18 protein-coding genes and 1 tRNA gene are annotated in these 20,154 nt (G+C 56.9%); 8 read left to right on the forward strand and 11 right to left on the reverse strand.

The features are described 5' to 3' along the window. Positions 1-28: 28 nt before the first annotated feature. The 7 genes from queG to ACR0NW_RS19505 all read right to left on the reverse strand — a co-directional run bounded on the left by queG (position 29) and on the right by ACR0NW_RS19505 (position 9,985). On the reverse strand, positions 29-1,066 hold the full coding sequence (gene queG / locus ACR0NW_RS19475; RefSeq protein ID WP_480452477.1) for a tRNA epoxyqueuosine(34) reductase QueG: 1,038 nt from the start codon (positions 1,064-1,066) through the stop codon (positions 29-31). A 60-nt stretch (positions 1,067-1,126) separates the two neighbouring features. Then, the gene (gene fzlA, locus ACR0NW_RS19480; protein ID WP_170654964.1) at positions 1,127-1,792 is read right to left on the reverse strand and encodes an FtsZ-binding protein FzlA; all 666 of its coding nucleotides are present in this window, start codon (positions 1,790-1,792) and stop codon (positions 1,127-1,129) included. Positions 1,793-1,850: 58 nt separating this feature from the next. Continuing rightward, positions 1,851-2,591: a monofunctional biosynthetic peptidoglycan transglycosylase gene (mtgA, locus tag ACR0NW_RS19485; RefSeq protein ID WP_480452475.1), complete on the reverse strand. Its 741-nt coding sequence runs from the start codon at positions 2,589-2,591 to the stop codon at positions 1,851-1,853. Between the two features lie 222 nt (positions 2,592-2,813). Next, positions 2,814-7,346, reverse strand: coding sequence for a glutamate synthase large subunit (gltB, locus tag ACR0NW_RS19490; protein WP_480452474.1), 4,533 nt, complete (start codon positions 7,344-7,346; stop codon positions 2,814-2,816). Next, a complete protein-coding gene (locus tag ACR0NW_RS19495) occupies positions 7,343-7,780 on the reverse strand; it encodes a GFA family protein (protein WP_170654955.1) in 438 nt (145 codons plus the stop codon). Before ACR0NW_RS19495 ends, gltB begins: the two co-directional genes overlap by 4 nt. An 11-nt stretch (positions 7,781-7,791) precedes the next feature. After that, positions 7,792-8,466 (reverse strand): hypothetical protein, encoded by a 675-nt coding sequence (locus ACR0NW_RS19500; RefSeq protein WP_480452472.1) that lies wholly within the window; start codon positions 8,464-8,466, stop codon positions 7,792-7,794. 85 nt (positions 8,467-8,551) lie between these two features. After that, positions 8,552-9,985 (reverse strand): NAD(P)-dependent oxidoreductase, encoded by a 1,434-nt coding sequence (locus ACR0NW_RS19505; RefSeq protein WP_480452471.1) that lies wholly within the window; start codon positions 9,983-9,985, stop codon positions 8,552-8,554. Between the two features lie 229 nt (positions 9,986-10,214). Between ACR0NW_RS19505 and ACR0NW_RS19510 the strand changes: the two genes are divergently transcribed. Beyond that, positions 10,215-11,018, forward strand: a complete 804-nt coding sequence (locus ACR0NW_RS19510) for an undecaprenyl-diphosphate phosphatase (protein WP_480452470.1) — start codon at positions 10,215-10,217, stop codon at positions 11,016-11,018. Here the strand turns inward: ACR0NW_RS19510 and ACR0NW_RS19515 are convergent, their stop codons facing one another. Then, on the reverse strand, positions 11,019-12,002 hold the full coding sequence (locus ACR0NW_RS19515) for a complex I NDUFA9 subunit family protein (RefSeq protein WP_480452468.1): 984 nt from the start codon (positions 12,000-12,002) through the stop codon (positions 11,019-11,021). A 222-nt stretch (positions 12,003-12,224) separates the two neighbouring features. On the opposite strand from ACR0NW_RS19515, the gene ACR0NW_RS19520 reads away from it, so the two are divergent. Together ACR0NW_RS19520 and ACR0NW_RS19525 are read left to right on the forward strand one after the other, a co-directional pair. Beyond that, positions 12,225-12,311, forward strand: a tRNA-Leu gene (locus ACR0NW_RS19520). Positions 12,312-12,830: 519 nt separating this feature from the next. Then, entirely contained in the window at positions 12,831-13,529 is a 699-nt protein-coding gene (locus ACR0NW_RS19525) for a VPLPA-CTERM sorting domain-containing protein (RefSeq protein WP_480452467.1), read from the forward strand. 162 nt (positions 13,530-13,691) lie between these two features. Here ACR0NW_RS19525 and pncB read toward each other — a convergent pair whose 3' ends face one another. Beyond that, entirely contained in the window at positions 13,692-14,984 is a 1,293-nt protein-coding gene (gene pncB / locus ACR0NW_RS19530) for a nicotinate phosphoribosyltransferase (RefSeq protein ID WP_480452465.1), read from the reverse strand. Positions 14,985-15,147: 163 nt separating this feature from the next. Between pncB and ACR0NW_RS19535 the strand changes: the two genes are divergently transcribed. After that, entirely contained in the window at positions 15,148-15,693 is a 546-nt protein-coding gene (locus ACR0NW_RS19535; protein ID WP_480452463.1) for a hypothetical protein, read from the forward strand. A gap of 7 nt (positions 15,694-15,700) precedes the next feature. Here ACR0NW_RS19535 and pncA read toward each other — a convergent pair whose 3' ends face one another. After that, positions 15,701-16,294 carry a bifunctional nicotinamidase/pyrazinamidase gene (pncA, locus tag ACR0NW_RS19540; RefSeq protein ID WP_480452462.1) on the reverse strand — a complete coding sequence of 198 codons (594 nt, stop codon included), beginning with the start codon at positions 16,292-16,294 and terminating at the stop codon, positions 15,701-15,703. A 97-nt stretch (positions 16,295-16,391) separates the two neighbouring features. On the opposite strand from pncA, the gene trhO reads away from it, so the two are divergent. Beyond that, complete coding sequence (gene trhO / locus ACR0NW_RS19545; protein WP_480452461.1) at positions 16,392-17,297, forward strand: oxygen-dependent tRNA uridine(34) hydroxylase TrhO; 906 nt, start codon at positions 16,392-16,394, stop codon at positions 17,295-17,297. A 77-nt stretch (positions 17,298-17,374) separates the two neighbouring features. Further along, positions 17,375-17,878, forward strand: coding sequence for a potassium channel family protein (locus ACR0NW_RS19550; RefSeq protein WP_170654925.1), 504 nt, complete (start codon positions 17,375-17,377; stop codon positions 17,876-17,878). A 13-nt stretch (positions 17,879-17,891) separates the two neighbouring features. Here ACR0NW_RS19550 and ACR0NW_RS19555 read toward each other — a convergent pair whose 3' ends face one another. Continuing rightward, complete coding sequence (locus tag ACR0NW_RS19555) at positions 17,892-18,221, reverse strand: hypothetical protein (protein WP_170654922.1); 330 nt, start codon at positions 18,219-18,221, stop codon at positions 17,892-17,894. A 190-nt stretch (positions 18,222-18,411) separates the two neighbouring features. Between ACR0NW_RS19555 and betB the strand changes: the two genes are divergently transcribed. Both betB and ACR0NW_RS19565 read left to right on the forward strand, forming a co-directional pair. Beyond that, entirely contained in the window at positions 18,412-19,866 is a 1,455-nt protein-coding gene (gene betB / locus ACR0NW_RS19560; RefSeq protein WP_480452460.1) for a betaine-aldehyde dehydrogenase, read from the forward strand. Between the two features lie 162 nt (positions 19,867-20,028). Beyond that, on the forward strand, positions 20,029-20,154 hold a 126-nt coding region (locus ACR0NW_RS19565), incomplete at its 3' end, for an FAD-dependent oxidoreductase (protein ID WP_480791896.1).

A 20,154-nucleotide genomic window follows, 5' to 3' on the forward strand; every position in this document is an offset into this window, starting at 1 on the left:
GAACGGCGCGTCCAGTCTGTTTGCGGCATTATGACAATTGATTAACCGCCCATCGTGCCGCGTCGGAAACAGTGGGATCGGGATCATCGGTAAGCGCAGCGGCGACGGGCAACAACCCAGCACTGCCTGAATTGCCAATCGCATAAAGAACATTACGCACAAACCGGTCTCGTCCGATCCGTTTTATGGGCGAGCCTGAGAACTTCGTCCTGAACGCTGCATCGTCCAGAACAGCCAGTTCCGCCAGATCAGGCGCCATCAGATCGTCTCGCGCGGAATAGCGCATGTCACTGGCTTCAACCGCAAACTTGTTCCACGGGCAGGCCGCCAGACAATCATCGCACCCGTATATCCGATTGCCCAGTTTCGCCCGCAATCCCTCGTCCACCGGGCCTTTGTGTTCAATTGTAAGGTAAGAAATGCAGCGTCGCGCATCCAGTTGATATGGCGCCGGAAAAGCGTCGGTCGGGCAACTGTCCAGACAGGCCCGGCATGAGCCGCAGCGATCCATCTCAGCCGGATCGGCAGGTAGTTCCAAAGTGGTAAAAACAGAGCCTAAAAAGGCCCAATTCCCCCAATCCCGGCTGACCAGATTGGTGTGTTTGCCCTGCCACCCCAACCCCGCTGCCTGCCCCAGCGCTTTTTCCGGTACCGGAGCGGTGTCCACAAACACCTTAACCTCACCTCCGCCTTCCGCGATCAGCCAGCGGGCAAGCCGCTTGAGTCGCTTCTTGACCAGGTCATGATAATCCTTGTTTTGCGCATAGACCGATATTGCTCCGGCCTCGGGGTCATTCAGAATCCGGGTCGGGTCGTGCTCCGGCGTATAGCTTTCTGCCAGCATGATCACGGATCGCGCCTCGGGCCATAGTGCCGACGGATCACCGCGCCAATGGGTGCGTTCGGACATCCAGGCCATCTGCCCGTGAAACCCGGCCTCCAGAAACGCGTCCAACCGCCCGGGTACCAGCGGCACATCCCACGGGCGGCAGATCCGACAGGATACAAACCCCTCAGACACGGCCTGCGCCACCAACTTTTCCTTCAGTTCCAATCCGTCCTTCATCTGGCAAAAAATACTCTCGGGGGTCCGGGGGCAGACGGCCCCCGGTTCCGCACCTGAATATCAGAAATCCAGATCGGCGTAATGGGTCGGCGGACGGAAGCCCGGTACTTGATCCGCCAGAATTGATCGGAATGCCGGGCGCGACTTGATCTTGGCATACCAGTCCCTGACCACCTGAGACCGGTTCCAGTCCACATCCGAGATGTAGTCCAGTGCCGACAGATGCGCGGCAGCCGCAAAATCCGCAAGCGTCATCTGATCCCCTGCCAGCCAGCGGCGATGATCCAGCAGCCAGGCCATATAATCCAGATGGTATTTGATGGCGCGCGCGCCTTCCTTCACGTTCTTGCTGTCCGGATACCCCGCGCCGGTCACCTTCTTGTTGACCCGCTCGTACAACAGTTTCGATGTCACTTCGTGATGAAACTTGTCGTCAAACCAGCCAACCAGACGGCGGACCTCGTATCGCGCTTCGGGCGTTTTGGGCATCAATGGCGGTTCGGGGCGTGTTTCTTCGATATACTCGCAGATTGCGGCGCTTTCCGACATGATCGTGCCATCCAGCCGAAGAACCGGAACCTTGCCAGCCGGATTCCGCCGCAAAAAGTCAGGATCGCGTTCCCAATACCGCTCTTCGATTAGTTCAACTTCGATCTTCTTTTCCGCAAGTGACAGTCTGACCTTGCGGCAAAACGGGGACAGGGGAACGTGAAACAGACGCGCCATGGGCTTCCAATCGAACCAGTTAGTACCCCAAAGCAATAGCCTTGCAAGGGTATGGGTTTCAATCCTCGAAACAATCCGCGCGACCATCTGCGCGGATGGTGGCCGCCCCATCCAGAATTTTCGCCGCCCGCCTGCGGGTTCTGACTGAGGGGTCTGTGACCGACCGGTTTCTTGGGGACGGCAGGATCGCCGCAATCCGGGCTGCCTGAGTGGGCGTCAGTGCATCCGCACCCACCCCGAAATTGCTTTGCGCGGCGGCTTCTACCCCAAATACCCCGGTTCCGGTTTCCGCAACATTCAGATAAACCTCCAGTATCCGCTGTTTGGTCCAAAACAGCTCGACCACCGGAGTCATCGATGTCTCCAGCGCCTTTCGGACCCAGCTGCGCCCCTGCCAGAGAAACACATTCTTGACGACCTGCTGTGTAATCGTCGAGGCACCGCGGCTACCGCCCCCTTCAATCGCTTCGCGGATCGCTTCGACGTCAAACCCCCAATGCAGACAGAAATTGGCATCCTCGGCTGCCACTGCCGCCCGTACCATGACCGGTGAGATTTCCTCGATCCGAACCCATTCGCGTTCAACCCGACCCAGCCGCCGCCACTCGGACCAGATCGTGTGGGTGACCGGAGGATTTATAAACGAATAGAGCAAAATCAAACCGACTACAGCAGCAGCCGCGATCACACCGGCCCGCACCAACCAGCGCCCGATCCTGCGAGGAAGCCGAAGCGTAGAATTCGTTTTTGCCTGTTTCCTTGTGGTGCCGCCTTTTTTGCGTGCTGCTTTCTTTGCCATGTTCCTGCTATACGAGGCCAATGCAGCCGAAGGAAAGGCCTATTTCGCGATCACCTGCCCCTCGCGCGATATGCAGCTTTATTTTCGGCACAGCTCCCGATCTTTCAATTTCGGCTCCGTTTCAGCAAACAGACCCGGTATTTTTGCGAGAATTTTCGCGCTCACCCACAAAAAAACCACGCGCCCAATGGACGCGTGGCTCAATCGTGAAAGACGGCTGTATTATTCCGCCGGAACCGCGGCCGCTTCGAGGCTCAGAGGGTGCTCCAGTTTATCAAGCATCTCTTTCGGGCAGACCTGAAGGAAGTTGCCCTTTTCGCTTTCCCAGTGCTGAAGAATGTCAGCGGCCTTGCGGCTGTTTGTCTCGCTGGCGTGCTGTTCGACCAGCCCCTTTAGCTGGTCCTCCCAATGGCTTACCTCAACCGGGCACACCACCAGAGTTTCCATATTCATCAGCAGCTTGGCCTTGTTTTCCGGGTCATAGAGATAGGCCATTCCGCCAGTCATCCCGGCCCCGAAATTGGCGCCGATCTCACCCAGAATAACGGCGGTGCCTCCGGTCATGTACTCACACCCGTTGGATCCGCAGCCTTCCACAACCACTGTCGCGCCCGAATTGCGAACGGCAAAACGTTCACCCGCGCGGCCTGCGGCGAACAAATAGCCATCGGTTGCGCCATACAGAACGGTATTGCCGATAATGGTGTTCTCGTCGGCTTTCAGCGGGCTGACCTGTGGTGGACGAACCACAATCATCCCACCCGACAGGCCCTTGCCGACATAATCATTCGCGTCACCCGATACTTCCAGCTTTAGGCCCGGCGCCGCAAAAGCACCGAGCGATTGCCCGGCGGACCCCTGCAGCTTTACGTGCAGATGGTCGGACTGGAACGTGTTGCGCATCCCGAAGTTCTTGACGATGTGGCTGGAGGTCCGGGTGCCCACGGTCCTGTGCGTGTTCTGGATCGCATAGGATAGCTGCATCTTTTCACCGTCCTGAAGGAACCGGGCCGCATCGCGAACGATTTCGGCGTCCAGCGTATCCGGAACCGCGTTGCGGTCTCTGTCACGGTTGTAGACGATGTTGGCCGAACCATCGACCGTGATCAGCAGCGGGTTGAGGTCCAGATCGTCCAGATGCGCCGACCCACGGCTGACCTGCGCCAGCAGATCGGCCCGCCCGATGATCTCGTCAATCGACCGTGCTCCGATGGAGGCGAGGATTTCCCGCACCTCCTGCGCATAGAAGGTGATCAGGTTCACCACTTTGTCTGCATTGCCTGTGAACTTGGCACGCAGGGATTCGTCCTGTGTACAGACGCCGACGGGGCAGGTGTTCGACTGGCACTGGCGCACCATGATGCAACCCATCGCGATCAGGGCGGCGGTGCCGATGCCGTATTCCTCGGCCCCCATCATCGCGGCCATGACGATGTCGCGCCCGGTCCGCAGGCCGCCATCGGTCCGCAGGGTTACGCGATCACGCAGATTGTTCATTGCCAGAACCTGATGCGCCTCGGTCAGGCCCATTTCCCACGGCAGGCCGGCGTATTTGATGCTGGTCGCCGGAGAGGCACCAGTACCACCATTATGGCCCGAGATCAGGATCACATCCGCCTTGGCCTTGGCGACACCGGCGGCAATCGTGCCAACACCGGAAGACGCCACCAGCTTGACCGTCACCTTACAGCGCGGGTTGATCTGTTTTAGATCATAGATCAACTGTGCCAGATCCTCGATCGAGTAGATATCGTGATGTGGCGGCGGCGAGATCAGCGTCACGCCCTTGGTCGAATGGCGCAGGCGCGCGATCAGGTCGGTGACCTTCATGCCTGGAAGCTGGCCACCCTCACCGGGTTTTGCGCCCTGCGCGACCTTGATCTCCAGCTCTTCACACTGGTTCAGATACTCGGCGGTTACACCGAACCGACCACTGGCCACCTGTTTGATCTTGGCCGACGGGTTGTCGCCGTTGGGTTCCGGCACGAAATGCGCCGGATCTTCGCCACCTTCACCCGAGTCGGACTTCGCACCGATCCGGTTCATCGCCACGTTCAGCGTCTTGTGCGCCTCAGGGCTCAGCGCGCCCAGCGACATGCCCGGAGTGACGAACCGCTTACGGATCGAGGTGATCGATTCCACCTCTTCCAGCGGGATCGCATTGCCCAGCGGTTTGAAGTCCATCAAGTCGCGCAGGTGGATAGGCGGGTTCGACTGCATCTTGGCCGAATATTGCTTCCACAACTCAAAAGAGGCGCGGTTGCAGGCCATCTGCATCATGTGCATCGAGGTCGCTTCCCACGCGTGGGTCTCACCCGACTTGCGTGCCTTGTAGAAACCGCCGATCGGCAGAACGTCCAGACCGCTGTCCCAGCCTTTGGCGTGGATTTCCTCGGCCTTGACTCGGATACCGTGGATACCGATGCCCGAGATACGGCTGGTCATGCCCGGGAAATACTCGGCCACCATTGCGCGGCTAAGGCCAACGGCTTCGAAATTCAGTCCACCGCGATAAGACGAAACCACCGAAATACCCATCTTGGCCATGATCTTGAGCAAGCCCTGATCGATGGCCTCGCGGAAACGCGCCACATTCTCGGTCAGCGTGCCATCCAGTAGCCCGCGTTCGATCCGGTCGGCCAGCGAGTCCTCGGCCAGATAGGCGTTCACCACGGTTGCACCACAGCCGATCAGCACAGCGAAATAGTGCGGGTCGATACATTCGGCCGAACGCACGTTGAGCGAGCAGAAAGTGCGCAGACCTTTTCGGGTCAGGTGGCTGTGTACCGCGCTTGTGGCCAAAATCATCGGCATCGCGACTTTGCCCGGTCCCGAGTGCTGGTCCGACAGAACCAGATGGCCTGAACCCGAGCGCACGGCCTCTTCCGCTTCGGCTCTGATACGGGTCAAAGCGGCATCCAGCGCGCCTTCGCCCGGTTCAAAGGTGCAATCAATTTCGGCCAGTGGCGAATTGAAGTTCTCGACCAGCTTTTCCCACTGCGCGTTGCCCACGAAAGGGCTTTCCAGAACGATGATCTCGGTCTGACTGCTATCTTCGTCCAGCACGTTCTTGAGGTTACCGAACCGCGTCTTCAGCGACATCACCCGGTATTCCCGCAGACTGTCGATGGGCGGGTTGGTTACCTGGCTGAAGTTCTGGCGGAAGAAATGGCTGAGCGGGCGGTACTGTTTCGACAGAACCGCAGATGGCGTGTCATCGCCCATGGATGCCAGCGCCTCTTTGCCATCTTCAGCCATTGGCGCCAGAATCTGTTCCAGTTCCTCAACCGAATATCCGGCGGCGATCTGGCGCTTGCGCAGCTCTTCCCCGGAGAACAGGGGTTGTTCAGTCACTCCGGCCAATGTTGCGTCCAGATCATTGATCTTGCCGACCCAGTCGCCAAAAGGAAGCGCGGCGGCCAGCTTGTTCTTGATCTGGGTATCGCGGAACAGTTTGCCTTTTTTCATGTCCACGGCCAGCATTTGGCCCGGACCCAGCGCGCCTTTTTCGGTAACGCTGGCCTCGTCAATCGGTACCATCCCGGCCTCGGACCCTGCGATGACCAGACCATCACCCGTCACCACATACCGCATCGGGCGCAGACCGTTGCGGTCCAGACCGGCACAGACCCAGCGGCCATCCGTCATGGCCAGCGCCGCGGGGCCGTCCCACGGCTCCATCACCGAGTTGCAGTAGGAATACATGTCACGCCATGCCTGCGGCAACTCCACCGCCTGCTTGGACCAGCTTTCCGGCACCAGCATGGTTTTTGCCATCGGGGCCGAGCGCCCAGCGCGCACCAGAACCTCAAAAACCGAGTCTAATGCGGCCGAATCCGACGAACCGCCTGCGATGATCGGCTTGATATCCTCGGCATAGTCGCCAAAGGTGCCACTGGCCATGCGGATCTCATGGCTTTTCATCCAGTTGACGTTACCCTTCAGCGTGTTGATCTCACCGTTATGGGCCAGCATGCGGAAAGGCTGCGCTAGCCACCATTGCGGGAAGGTGTTGGTTGAATAACGCTGATGATAAAGGGCAAAGGCGCTTTCGAACCTTTCATCCATCAGGTCGGGATAGAACACGGCCACCTGTTCGGCCAGCATCATGCCCTTGTAGATGATCGAGCGGCAGGACAGCGATGCGATGTACAGCCCGTTGACACCGGCGGCCAGAGCCGCCTTTTCGATCCGGCGGCGGATCACATAAAGCTCACGCTCAAAGGTATCCTCATCCACGCCCTTGGAGTTCGAGATCAGAATCTGCTCGATTTCCGGCCGGGTCGCGTTTGCCTTTTCACCAAGGCAGGTGACATCCACCGGCACGTGCCGCCAGCCATAGATGTAATACCCCATGCGCAGGACTTCGGTCTCGACGATGGTTCGGCAGGTTTCCTGAGCACCAAAATCGGTACGCGGCAGAAACACCTGACCAACCGCAACCAGTTCATTCATGCGCGGCTCGTGGCCGGTGCGGCGGATCTGATCGTAAAAGAACGGGGCCGGAATCTGTACGTGAATGCCCGCGCCGTCGCCGGTTTTGCCGTCGGCGTCGACGGCACCACGGTGCCAGATAGCCTTCAGCGCGTCGATACCGGCCTCTACGACCTTGCGGCTTTTCTTGCCGTCAATGGAAACAACAAGGCCCACACCGCACGAAGAATGCTCTTCTTCCTCGGAATAGAGACCGTTTTCGGCCATCCACTTGCGCTTGGTTTCCTCGGCCCGGACCCAATCGGCGTCATATTTCGTCATTGATTGTCTCCTTCTTCCGATGGGGCATACATGGCCATGACCTCGGCTTCGGTCATCTGCCTGCGTTCACCTGCGAACGCGTAACCCTCGGGCTTTTTGTCGATGTAAAGTTCCAGTTTCAGCGGGTTGCCACCGGCGTTTTCAAACAGGCCGGCGGCTATCTGTGTTTGTCCGTGCATCTCACCGGGAAGGGTGATCCGGTACCAAAGGTTCGAGCCGCATTCCTCACAGAATGCGCGTTCCGCCCAATCCGAAGATGTATAGGTTCGAACTGGCCCCAGCGCCGCATATCCGGGTTCGGCCGGGAAACTGACATAGGCTCCGCTGCTCCACCGGCGACACATGTCGCAATGGCACGCCCCCAGAGCTTCCCGCGCAGGTGTGGCGGTGACTGTAACTGCGCCACACATACATTGGCCTTGCAATTCCTGCATCTCCGTCTCTCCTATTGCGTGCAGCCGTATTCGGACATCGTTGCCAGAAAACCGGGATCACCCTCGAAACGGATCGAACGCGGGGTATGATCAATCGGAACCGGTTCCCGTCCTTCGGGTTTGTTTATCACTGCCCCTTCGATGAACAGATCCAGCTCTTCTGAAACCAGAATGTCGAATTCGAACTCCAGACGACTTCCTTCGACACCTTCCCGTTCGAACGCGCGGTTTAATTTACCCTGTCGGAAGGTGTGGCCATCCAAAGTAACCTCTTCGCCGGTCAGTTCGAACGCGCCCTCAAGCACAAATTCACGGTCCTTCACGACCCGCGAGGAAAACAGAAGGATTCCGCTTTCAGCATCCTTTTCTTCCGCAAGCAGGTCCTTCAGCTTTAGCATCGCACCCGAATTCGGCTTGACGTCAAACCGGGTTTGTTCGTTTGCCTGATACAAGAACCCGCGAAGACCCCAGTTGGCATCGTATTGATGCACCTGACTGGGTTTTCCCTTGTGAAAGGAAAGGACCTGTTTTCCAACACCGCAATCAAACAGAGTGGAAACCGTGCATCCGTTCTTGTGGACAGTCGCAAGAGGTTTGCAGCCCTCGGGAACCGGTACCAGTTCCTGGGCCATGACTGGTCCGCTCAGGGCCCAGACAAGTGCAGCGAGCGTTACGTGTCTGATCATCAACGCTGTCCTTCTGGCTGGCGGGCCGTTCACGTTGGCCCCGTTGGCGTAAAAAGATGAAGCCCGAATAAGGGCAATAGGCGATTTATTCGGCTGCGATGGCGTTCTTGGCGTTCAAGCGTTCGACAATCGCATCGGCACAGTCGCGCCCGTCCCGGATCGCCCAGACAACCAGCGATGCGCCGCGCACGATGTCGCCGACCGCATAAACGCCTTCCATCTCGGTTTCGCCGGTTTGGAATGCCGCCTTGATCGTGCCCCAACGGGTCACCGGCAGATCGGGCTGACCGAACAGGGTCGGCAGGTCTTCGGGTTCAAAACCCAGTGCCTTGATGACCAGATCGGCCTCTTCGACATAATCCGCGCCTTCAATCACTTCCGGTGACTGGCGGCCAGTTGCGTCAGGCTGACCCAGACGCATTTTCTGTACCATCACACCGTTAACCTGATCGTCGCCGGTGAAACCTTTGGGTGCACTCAGCCATTCGAAGATGACGCCCTCTTCTTCGGCATTCTGCACTTCGCGCTGTGAACCCGGCATGTTTGCCCGGTCGCGGCGATAAAGGCATTTCACAGAAGTGGCGCCCTGACGGATCGACGTGCGCACACAATCCATTGCGGTGTCACCGCCGCCGATGACAACGACGCGTTTGCCTTCGGCATTCAACTGGCCGCTGTCGAATTCCTGAACCTCATCCCCAAAGCTTTTGCGGTTCGAGGCGGTCAGAAAATCGATGGCTTTTTCGATACCGTTCAGGCCGCTGCCCGGCATGGCCAGATCGCGAGAATTGTAAACACCGGTGGCGATGATGACGGCATCATGCTTGTCGCGGATTTCCGCAAATTTTCCCGCATCCACATCGCAGTTCAAAACGAATTCGACACCACCGTCCTGCAGCAGCTGATTGCGGCGCATGACGACGTCTTTTTCCAGTTTGAAGCCCGGAATGCCATAGGTGAGCAGCCCGCCCGCCCGATCGTAGCGGTCATAAACCGTGACCTGAACACCGGCCTTGCGCAGCATGTCCGCTGCGGCCAGTCCACCCGGCCCCGCGCCGATGATGCCAACACTTTCACCACGCTCGGCAGTCGGAATAACCGGCTTGACCCAACCTTTTTCCCACGCGGTATCCGTGATGTATTTCTCGATCGTGCCGATGGTAACGGTCCCGTGCCCTGATTGTTCGATGACGCAGTTGCCTTCGCACAAACGGTCCTGCGGGCAAATCCGGCCGCAAATCTCGGGGAAGGTATTGGTAGCCTGGCTAGTCTGATAAGCCTCTTGCAGACGCCCTGTGGCGGTCAGGCGCAGCCAGTCGGGGATGTTGTTGTGCAGCGGGCAGTGAGACTGGCAATAGGGCACACCGCACTGGCTGCAACGGCTGGCCTGCTCGGTGGCTTTTTCGGCGGCGTATTCCGCATAGATCTCGTCGAAGTCTTCCTTGCGTACATGGGCGGCACGCTTTTCCGGCATGTCACGATCGATCTGCACAAATTTCAGCATCGGTTGCTTGGCCACGGGTCAGACTCCATGAATTGGCTTGGTCGAGCCTCCTTACGGGAACGCAAAGGGGATTAAAAGTCAATTGTACTGACCTATTTTTATTTTTTTCGGGCGGAGGAAGTCGGGTATTGAAAATTTATATGTTTTTTAGGTCCGATTCGGACCAATTTGTGTGCTTTTCTTTTCCTCAAGTCACTTATACCCATGGAAAACAACAACACATGACGGCAGCGCGGCAGGGCAGATGAGTCTCTTTCAACTGATTCTCGTGGCAGTAATTCAGGGTATCACCGAATTTCTGCCGGTTTCGTCCTCGGGTCACCTGATCCTGCTTCCCAGCCTGACAGGGCTGGATGATCAGGGTCAGATTATCGATGTAGCCGTCCATGTCGGAACGCTGGGTGCGGTTATCCTTTATTTCTGGTCCGACGTGAAACAAGCCCTGATCGGATTGCCCCGTGCGCTGAGCGGACGACTTGATACCACCCAGTCCCGACTTGCGATGGGTTTGATCATCGCCACCATCCCTACGGTTATCGCTGGTGCCATACTCCACTTTACCGGGCTGAGCGACGCCATGCGGTCCATCAAGGTCATCGGCTGGACGATGCTGGTGTTCGGGCTTGTCCTCTATTGGGCGGATCAGAAAGGCCCGCAAACAAAACAGGCGGGTGATTGGGGGCCAAAAGACGCATTTATCATGGGGCTGTGGCAGATTCTGGCATTGATCCCCGGTACATCCCGCTCAGGCATAACGATTACCGGAGCCCGTCAGCTGGGCTACAACCGCGAAGACGGCGCACGGCTGGCGATGCTGATGTCCATTCCGACGATTCTGGCATCCGGCGTGTTGCTCGGGGCCGATGTTGCAGTCAACGCGAATACCGAAGTGGCTCGTGACGGCGCTATCGCCGCCATGTTCTCGTTTATCTCGGCATTGCTGGCACTCAGCCTGATGATGCGCCTGCTGCGAAGCGTCAGCTTTACGCCCTATGTGATATACCGTGTGATCCTGGGCATTGTTCTGCTGGCAATTGCCTACAGTTGATCAGATCCGCAGGTTGCCAGCCGAATTCTGAATGTCGTCGTACTGACCGGCAGGACGGAACTTCCAAAGGTATTCTGGCAGTATGGATTCCATCGTCGCAGGTTCGATCCCCAGTTCGGCAAACCCAGCTGCGCCTTCGGATACAACATTGTCATTGCGCAGATTTTTCAACTGATCCCGGGTCAGGATGTTGTTCGGGAAAAGCTGAAAGCTGACGAACTTGGCGATATCCAGCACACTCGCCATGATCCGCGCCACCCAGAAGGGAAGCCCGATGACAACCCGGCGGCGGTGGATCACCTCAAGCATCTGATTCATCAGCGCCCGAAAGGATTTGACCTCGGGGCCGCCCAGTTCATAAATACCGGGTGCCGCGTTACCCTGAACACCCTTGACCGCCGCCCGGGCGACATCGTCCACGAAAACCGGTTGGAACTTCGTCTCCGCTCCGACTACAGGCAAAAACGGTCCAAAGCGCGTCATACCGGCAAAGCGATTGAAAAACTGATCCTCGGTTCCAAAAATGACCGACGGACGCAGGATCACGGCATCGGGCATATAGTTGCGTACTGCTGCCTCACCCCCGGCTTTCGTGCGGGCATAGTCACTTGCCGCATCGACATCAGCGCCGATTGCCGAGATATGGACCATCCGCTTGATGCCCTGTTCGGACGCAAGTCTTGCGATCCTTTCGGCCCCGTCGGTCTGCACCTCATCAAACCCGTTCTTGCCAAGTTCGTTGAGGACGCCGACACAATTGACCACCGCATCCGCTTCCTGCATCGCCAACGCGACCGAAGCATCATCACGGATATTGCACAAAACGGGTTCGACCTGGCCAACAACACCGTACGTCTTGACGAACATCGCCTCATTGGGGCGCCGAACCGCAACCCGAACGCGCCACCCTTCGTTTGCCAACCGCCTTGCGATATAGCGGCCAACGAATCCCGATCCACCATAAATCGTGACCAGTTTGGACATGAGAAGGGCTCCTGCTTTCTGGGTCTCGGTACGATGTACCGTTCAAGCGAGGCCCGAACAAGGCGCAATAACGCCGCGCATCCCTCAATCGCATGCATTTTCCGGCAGGATTCCATGGCCTTCCAGGGCAGGTCGCCGAGGTCATCGAAAAACTTTCAAAAAACATTCCGAATCTGGTTGACGCCCCCCGCCCATAGGCTTAAACGCCCCTCCACGACACCTGCCCAGGTGGCGGAATTGGTAGACGCGCTAGCTTCAGGTGCTAGTGTCCGTATGGACGTGGAGGTTCGAGTCCTCTCCTGGGCACCAAATCTTTCCCTAAGATGCTGAAAAACAAACGGTTTTCTACCGACCTTTCTGCATCCCCCGTTTTTTCGTTGATACCCGGCCTGTTCAGGCCCCGTTGATACTTACCTTGCCGACATACGGCAGAAACCAACAAAAAGGTCTGTGCCCGTCAGTTCTGCAACACCAGCCTTCTACTTATTTGGAAGAAAGTTCTGACTTGCTTCTTGGCGTCTGGGGGCTGCTACCTGATCCAAAAGAAAGCCCCCGAGCCCTGCGCGGGCCGGTCCTCAAATTGAGGCTGTCTAGCGCTTTCACCTGCATCCAGCCGAAGCCAACGGGAAGTCCGGCTTGTTTCCCGCATAACGTATAGGGGAGCAAGTAGGCATAGCATTTAGGCGCAGTGTTGATTTGGAGAAATATTTAGCAACTCTCAGGTGAAACCCTGACCCATTTGTTCGCGCAAATTGGCGCGTTCTTGACAAAACATAGGGCAATATTCACAATTTCACTTGATGCTATTACGCGTCGTTAGGGGGGGACATGAATTTTAAGAGTACAGTTTCTGCAGCCTTAATTGCAGTTGGGTTAATAGTATTTTCATCCGGAACCGCGAGAGCTTTGACGTTTCATTTTACGGCCACTGTCAGCAACCTAAATGATGGAATTGGACAGCTTGGATCGATTGGTCTTGGAGTTGGATCACTGGTCAGCGGTCATTTCACTTACGATCCTACCGAATTGCCAAGTTCAACCACTGCAACTGTCGGAAACTATCAGTCAGCCGTGACAAACCTGACCGCTTCGTTTGGTGGGGTAACCATGTCTTCCCCCGGAAACAATATTCAGACATATAATGATGTTGCTGGTACCGGGGACGGTTTCAATTTGGTTGTTAATACATCAGCGACTGGCAATGGAGACGCGGGCACCGGACTTAATTACGGTATTGTCGAATCTCAGGTTTTTCTCACTAGCTCAAACCTCTCTCTCTACAATTCCACAAGTTTGCCTAATAGTTTGACGCTATCTGATTTTGACAACAATGCGTTTTTTTACTTTGCTGGCCGGGCTACAGGTAGCATCATACCAACTGACCATTTTGTTGCACAGCTAACTTCGCTGTCTCAAGTCGCCCCTGTACCACTTCCTAGTACGGTATTTTTGCTGCTGGGCGCGCTTGGAGTTTTGGGAGTTGCTAGGCGAAAGAAAATGCAGAGGTGCGATTACGTGTCTGCTTAGCGCTTCCTGCACATCTTTGTTTCACGGCACAACCACAGAATACCGCGCAGCGCATTGCGAAATGAAATATCTTTGGGGTTTTGAACTGGGTACAGACGATGGCCGCAAGCTGGAGGAATAAGGGCGAAATGACTCGCCCTGTTAAACCAAGCGTGGCCCCCCTTATACGACAACCTCGATAGGAACCTGGCTGCCCACGCCAAAAACACGCTTATAGCGTTCGATTTCACCTTCCGGCCCCATTGCCTTTTCCGGGTTGTCAGACAGCTTTACTGTAGGCCGCCCATTGGCCGAGATGGCTTTGCAGACGAGGGAAAACGGTGCAAGACGGTCTTCAGGAACAAGCCCACGAAAATCATTTGTCAGAAGCGTTCCCCAACCAAAAGACACCTTGGTTCGATGTGCGAATTGGGTGTGAAGCTCTTTTATCTTGTCCACATCAAGCCCGTCCGAGAAGATGATGCGCTTTTGTTTCGGGTCTTCACCGCGGGACTTCCACCAGTCGATGGCGATCTCGGCGCCAGTCGCCGGGTCGCCGCTATCCACACGGATGCCGGTCCAGCCAGCCAGCCAGTCCGGCGCGCGATCCAGAAAACCCCGTGTGCCATAGGTATCCGGCAGGATGATGCGCAGATTGCCGTCATGTTCCTCGTGCCAGTCGCTCAGCACGTCATAAGGGGCCTGGGCGAGCTCCGCGTCGGTTTCGGCCAGTGCTGAATAGACCATGGGCAGCTCGTGTGCATTGGTGCCGATCGCCTCAACCTCGCGCCGCATGGCGATCAGGCAATTCGAGGTTCCGGTGAAAGACGTTCCCAATCCCTCGATCATCGCCTGTACACACCAGTCCTGCCACAGAAAGGAATGCCGCCGCCGGGTGCCGAAATCCGCGATGCCAAGTCCTTCAACCGAGCGGAGGTTTTCGATCTTTTCCCAGACGCGGGTCATGGCCCGGGCATAAAGCACCTGCAACTCGAAGCGCCGCATTTCGTTCAGCACGGCCCGCGACCGCAGTTCCATCAGGACCGCCAGCGCCGGGATTTCCCACAACATGACCTCGTGCCATTTGCCCTCAAAGGTCAGTTCGTACTGATTGCCTTTGCGTTCAAGGTGATACGGCGGCAGGCGCAGGTTTTCGAACCACTCCATGAAATCAGGCCGAAACATCTGGCGCTTGCCGTAGAACGTATTGCCACGCAGCCACGTGCTTTCACCGCGGCTGAGGCTGAGCGAACGGATATGATCCAGTTGCTCGCGCAATTCGCCTTCATCGATCAATTCCGCCAATGGAATGTGATTCGAGCGGTTAATCAGTGAAAAAACCACGTCCGTTTGGGGTTTATTTCGAAACACTGACTGGCACATGAGGAGTTTGTAGAAATCCGTGTCGATTAAAGACCGGACAATAGGGTCGATCTTCCATTTGTGGTTGTAGACACGCGTCGCAATGTCGACCATGTGAAGCTCCTGCCATTTCCGTTGTTAGATCAATCGCGACGATGAATGGCAAGAGTGGCCGATTTGGTGACAATGCCGTTGTCACGACACAATACCGGCATAATGAGTTAAGATTTCACCTCTAGTTGAGGTGGTGGGATGGAATAGAATGTTGAGTTGGTGAATGGGTCTCAAGTACGACTTTGATATAGTAACGATTGCACCTGACGACACATACGAAGGCAATGAAGGCGCGGATATCGCAAAGGAAAACGTGCCTGCAAAAACAGCTGAAGGTGTGCCGACTGCATTGTTCCGCGATGTTAAGACCGCGGATGCGTTGCGTGCTGCGTCTCCGAATATCCGGCAGATTTTCCTTGATGCCGGTTTCAGGCTGAATACCTCTGGCAGCGGGGTTCCTTGCGGGTTCTTTCCGGCGGATGACGCGCCTGAACGCATCCGGATCCTCCGCAGGCTGTTTGCAAATATCAGGAAAACGCAGTTGCGGGGTGAATATTGCGGGGAGTTCGACTTTGCAGAGCTGTTCCGCAATATCAAGGAAACAAGGCCGCTGACCGCTGCGTTGCCTGATCTGGCGACACCGCAACAGCTACCTGAAAAGGCTCAGCCGGAACGGCCTACCGTCGTCTGGAGGATCGGGTTCGCCCTTGGATTGGCCGTGGTCCTATTTGTTCTGATCAAGTTCCTTGTGTCGGCAGGCATCCTGTGACCGCTGTTCAAGCCAGATGAACACCTGCGGCCTGCATTGCCTCTGTTGCCGCCGCAAGCGAACCGTCCAGATCAATCGCCCGGCATGCATCCGTTTTCACGGTGACGTCAAACCCCAATCTAGCGGCGTCCACCGCCGAGAAGTGGACGCAGAAATCGGTGGCCAGCCCGACAAGCGTCAGTCGGTCTATTCCCCGCGTGCGCAGGTACCCCTCCAATCCGGTTGGCGTGGTCCGGTCATTTTCGAAAAACGCCGAATAGCTGTCGATGCCGCTGCGAAAGCCCTTGCGAATTATCAGGTCGCCATCGGTTCGCAGACCCGAATGCAGCGCCGCACCGGTTGATCCCTGAACGCAGTGGTCGGGCCACAGAACCTGCGGGCCATAAGGCATCTGAACCTGATCGAACGGGTTTTTACCTGCATGAGAGCTGGCAAAAGAAGAATGCCCTGCCGGGTGCCAGTCCTGCGTCAGGATCACGGCGTCGAACCCGTCCATCATGGCGTTGATTGTGTCGACGATCTCGTCTCCGCCGGGCACGGCCAGCGCACCGCCGGGGCAAAAATCGTTCTGAACGTCGATCACAAGCAGGGCGTGGGTCATGGCGGTCTCCTGTATCTTGCCTTATCGGTAGGGCGGACCGCCAACCGCGTCAATCGTGTCCCTTGCGACTCTGCCCGCCTGACGCTAGATCGCGCGCATGTATACTATTGCCGCTCTCTATCACTTCACCCGTTTCGAAGATCCCGCTGCGCTGAAACCTGCTCTGCTTGCTTTGTGCGCCGAGAATTCGGTTAAAGGCACCCTTCTGCTGGCGCATGAGGGGGTCAACGGCACGATTGCGGGACCGCGTATCGGGATTGATGCGGTACTTGCCCACATCCGCGCATTGCCGGGCTGTGCGGATCTGGAATGGAAAGAAGCGACCTCGGATCATCCCCCTTTCGGCAAAATGAAAGTGCGGCTGAAAAAAGAGATCGTGACGATGGGCCAGCCGGATGTCGATCCGCGCGCGAGCGTGGGGCACTATGTCGAGCCGCAGGACTGGAACGAACTTATCCGTTCGGACGATGTTGTGGTCATCGATACGCGCAACGATTACGAGGTTGCGATCGGCACGTTCGAGGATGCAATAGACCCTAAAACAGAGAGTTTTCGGGAATTTCCCGCCTGGTGGGAGGAAAACAAGGACCGCTTTCACAACAAGCGCGTTGCAATGTTCTGCACAGGCGGAATCCGCTGCGAGAAATCCACCAACTTCCTGCTGGGTCAGGGGGTCGAGGATGTCTATCACCTCAAAGGCGGTATTCTGAGATACCTCGAAGAGATGCCCGCCGAGGAAAGCACTTGGCAAGGCGAGTGTTTTGTTTTCGACAACCGGGTTTCGGTCGGCCACGGATTGGTCGAAGGCCCGCATGAGCTGTGCCATGGCTGCCGTCGCCCGATCCTGCCCGAAGACAAATTGAAACCGGAATACGAGCATGGCGTTTCGTGCCATCTGTGCGTTCACGAAACCTCGGAGCAGGACAAAATGCGCTTCCGTGAGCGTCAAAAGCAGATCGGCCTTTCGCGCGCCCGTGGCGAAGAGCATCTGGGCAGTCAATAAGCGCGTCTTCATAAGGGGTTGCGGCACGGGCTTCAGCATTGGATGATCGGGGCCAGCCGCAGCTTTTGGGAACGAACATGCCACAGGATCCGACAACGCTCGAAGAATGGAAGTCGACCTTGCTGGCCGCGCTCGGCCTCGTTCTGGTCAGTTTTCTGGCCTATTACGCGCTGTCCCACCTAAGTGAGGCTGCTGCGGGTGATACCGTTGGCGCCATTGCAACGATCGGGCTGACGATCTGGTTGTTTTCACAGACCTGGTATTACATGACGCAGGTCAGGTCGCCCAAACGGCAACTGCTGCTGATGGGAATATCCTTTATTCAGGTCGTCCCGTTTCTGTTTGCGGCAGTCTACGGATCATACGGTTACTCCGATATCTGCGTCGTAGGGGCCAAAGGTCCGATGGATGTTCTGTACTTTTCGTACGTGACCTTCACCACCGTGGGATTTGGTGATTTGCGGCCATTGGGCCTATGCCGTGCCCTTGCGGTTGCCGAGGCGATCACAGGGTACATTCTGCTTGGCCTGTTTGTGGCTGCTGCCGTTGGGCTTTACGGTCGCACGCACCGCCAATCCTGACGACAGTCGCGCGTTATTTGTTGCGGTCGATCCACTCGGACATCAGGTGCTTGTCGCGGAAACACTCTGACGGAACCGGGCGGCGTTTGATGCGCGCGATACGTTCGGCAAAGGCAACCTGCCTGCCGGTTGGGTAGTTGGCAAAGGGCGATGTGTCCTGCGGCTTGTGGGCCGATATCCAGCTGGACAAAGCTCTGCGATCCCGCTGCGCTTCAACCGGGATTTCAAGCGCCGATTTTTCGGCTATCGCGCGGGCATAGCGCATCTGCTTTTCGGTCACGGGAAGCAAGTGGTAATCATTGCTGGGACCGTTCAAGGCCGATCTGTTTAAGGAGTGGGTCATCATATGTTTCTCCGCTCGTTGAGAACATATGTAGAACATTTGAGTAAAATTTTCAAGAGAACCACTAGTGTTCATGGCGGATTATCGCTGCCAATACGGCTTTATTGACTAGTCAATCAATAATCGATACGCACAAATTGACGGTACAAAACCGGCCGGATGCGGCCGTATTCAAGGAAAAGGAACCGGCATGAAGTTTCAGCCCAGCGGAAGCCATTTCATCGACGGAGAATATGTCGAAGATACCGGCGGTCAGCCGATTGACGTGATCTTTCCCGCAACCGGAGAGGTCATCGCGCGCCTGCATTCCGCGACACCGAAGATTGTTAAACAGGCTCTAACAAGTGCGAAAACAGCTCAGGCCGAATGGGCGGCGATGTCGGGAACGGAACGTGGTCGCATCCTGCGACGGGCTGCCGACATCATGCGCGTACGCAATCGCGAACTGTCGATCATCGAAACACACGACACCGGAAAGCCGCTTCAGGAAACGCTGGTGGCGGACGCAACAAGCGGGGCCGATGCGCTGGAATATTTCGGCGGGCTGGCTGCATCGCTGACAGGAGAACACATTCCGCTGGGCGGCGGTGATTTTGTTTACACCGTCCGCGAGGCGCTGGGTGTTTGCGTCGGGATCGGGGCGTGGAATTATCCGACCCAGATTGCCTGCTGGAAAGGCGCCCCGGCGCTGGCCTGCGGCAATACGATGGTGTTCAAGCCGTCTGAAACCACACCCCTCTCCGCGTTGCAGGTGGCAGAGATCCTGATTGAGGCTGGCGCGCCCAAAGGCGTCTACAACGTGGTTCAGGGCTATGGCGATGTCGGTGCCTCGCTGGTAACCGATCCGCGTGTGGCCAAGGTTTCACTGACAGGCTCAGTGCCCACAGGCCGCAAGGTCTATGCCGCCGCCGCAGATGGCATGAAGCACGTCACCATGGAACTGGGCGGCAAATCCCCGATGATCGTCTTTGACGATGCCGATATCGAAAACGCCGTGTCGGGCGCGATATTGGGCAATTTCTATTCTTCGGGGCAGGTCTGTTCGAACGGGACCCGCGTGTTTGTACAGAAAGGCATCAAAGAGGCGTTCCTGAACCGCCTGTCCGAACGTCTGGCAACCGCAAAAATAGGCGATCCTCTGGACGAAGAGGTCAATTTTGGGCCGATGGTCAGCGAAAACCAGATGAATATCGCGCTGGGCTATGTCGAAAAGGGCAAGGCCGAAGGCGCACGGCTGGTCTATGGCGGTGAACGGATCGAAGGTGATGGGTTCTACATGCAGCCAACCGTTTTTGCCGATGTAACCGATGATATGACCATCGCCCGCGAAGAAATCTTTGGCCCTGTCATGTCGGTTCTGGATTTCGATACCGAAGAAGAAGTCATAGCCCGTGCCAATGACACAGAATTCGGGCTGGCTGCCGGGGTGTTCACCAATGACCTGACCCGCGCGCACCGCATCGTGGCCGGGTTCGAGGCGGGCACCTGCTATATCAACACCTACAATCTCGCCCCGGTCGAGGCACCGTTCGGTGGCTCGAAAATGTCGGGTGTCGGGCGCGAAAACTCGAAGCTGGCGATCAACCACTTCAGCGAGATGAAGACAGTCTATGTCTCGATGAACGACGTCGAAGCGCCTTACTAAGTGAAACGCGCGCTGGCCGGATGAAAGTCAATTCCGGCCAGTTGCGATCCATTCCCGACATTTCGCGTCGGGAACAGAGCATAAGCTGACCCCAACCTGTGGCTGAATTTCCTGCAACGGGCGGTAACCGGACCGCGCCCAGATTTTCAGGAGTAAAGCCCAATGAAGACCCATGCACAGGCCGTTGTTATCGGAGGTGGTCTTGTCGGTTGTTCGATTCTCTACCATCTTGCCAAGCTTGGCTGGACCGACGTTGTTCTGCTGGAGCGGGACGAGCTGACCAGTGGT

The organism is Ruegeria sp. CF5 (assembly GCF_056537325.1).

Bases quoted from the DNA above. Each gene is read 5' to 3' on its own strand.
- queG (WP_480452477.1), bottom strand. From the start codon at position 1,066: ATGAAGGACGGATTGGAACTGAAGGAAAAGTTGGTGGCGCAGGCCGTG.
- fzlA (WP_170654964.1), bottom strand. From the start codon at position 1,792: ATGGCGCGTCTGTTTCACGTTCCCCTGTCCCCGTTTTGCCGCAAGGTC.
- mtgA (WP_480452475.1), bottom strand. From the start codon at position 2,591: ATGGCAAAGAAAGCAGCACGCAAAAAAGGCGGCACCACAAGGAAACAG.
- gltB (WP_480452474.1), bottom strand. From the start codon at position 7,346: ATGACGAAATATGACGCCGATTGGGTCCGGGCCGAGGAAACCAAGCGC.
- ACR0NW_RS19495 (WP_170654955.1), bottom strand. From the start codon at position 7,780: ATGCAGGAATTGCAAGGCCAATGTATGTGTGGCGCAGTTACAGTCACC.
- ACR0NW_RS19500 (WP_480452472.1), bottom strand. From the start codon at position 8,466: ATGATCAGACACGTAACGCTCGCTGCACTTGTCTGGGCCCTGAGCGGA.
- ACR0NW_RS19510 (WP_480452470.1), top strand. From the start codon at position 10,215: ATGAGTCTCTTTCAACTGATTCTCGTGGCAGTAATTCAGGGTATCACC.
- ACR0NW_RS19515 (WP_480452468.1), bottom strand. From the start codon at position 12,002: ATGTCCAAACTGGTCACGATTTATGGTGGATCGGGATTCGTTGGCCGC.
- ACR0NW_RS19525 (WP_480452467.1), top strand. From the start codon at position 12,831: ATGAATTTTAAGAGTACAGTTTCTGCAGCCTTAATTGCAGTTGGGTTA.
- pncB (WP_480452465.1), bottom strand. From the start codon at position 14,984: ATGGTCGACATTGCGACGCGTGTCTACAACCACAAATGGAAGATCGAC.
- ACR0NW_RS19535 (WP_480452463.1), top strand. From the start codon at position 15,148: ATGGGTCTCAAGTACGACTTTGATATAGTAACGATTGCACCTGACGAC.
- pncA (WP_480452462.1), bottom strand. From the start codon at position 16,294: ATGACCCACGCCCTGCTTGTGATCGACGTTCAGAACGATTTTTGCCCC.
- trhO (WP_480452461.1), top strand. From the start codon at position 16,392: ATGTATACTATTGCCGCTCTCTATCACTTCACCCGTTTCGAAGATCCC.
- ACR0NW_RS19550 (WP_170654925.1), top strand. From the start codon at position 17,375: ATGCCACAGGATCCGACAACGCTCGAAGAATGGAAGTCGACCTTGCTG.
- ACR0NW_RS19555 (WP_170654922.1), bottom strand. From the start codon at position 18,221: ATGACCCACTCCTTAAACAGATCGGCCTTGAACGGTCCCAGCAATGAT.
- betB (WP_480452460.1), top strand. From the start codon at position 18,412: ATGAAGTTTCAGCCCAGCGGAAGCCATTTCATCGACGGAGAATATGTC.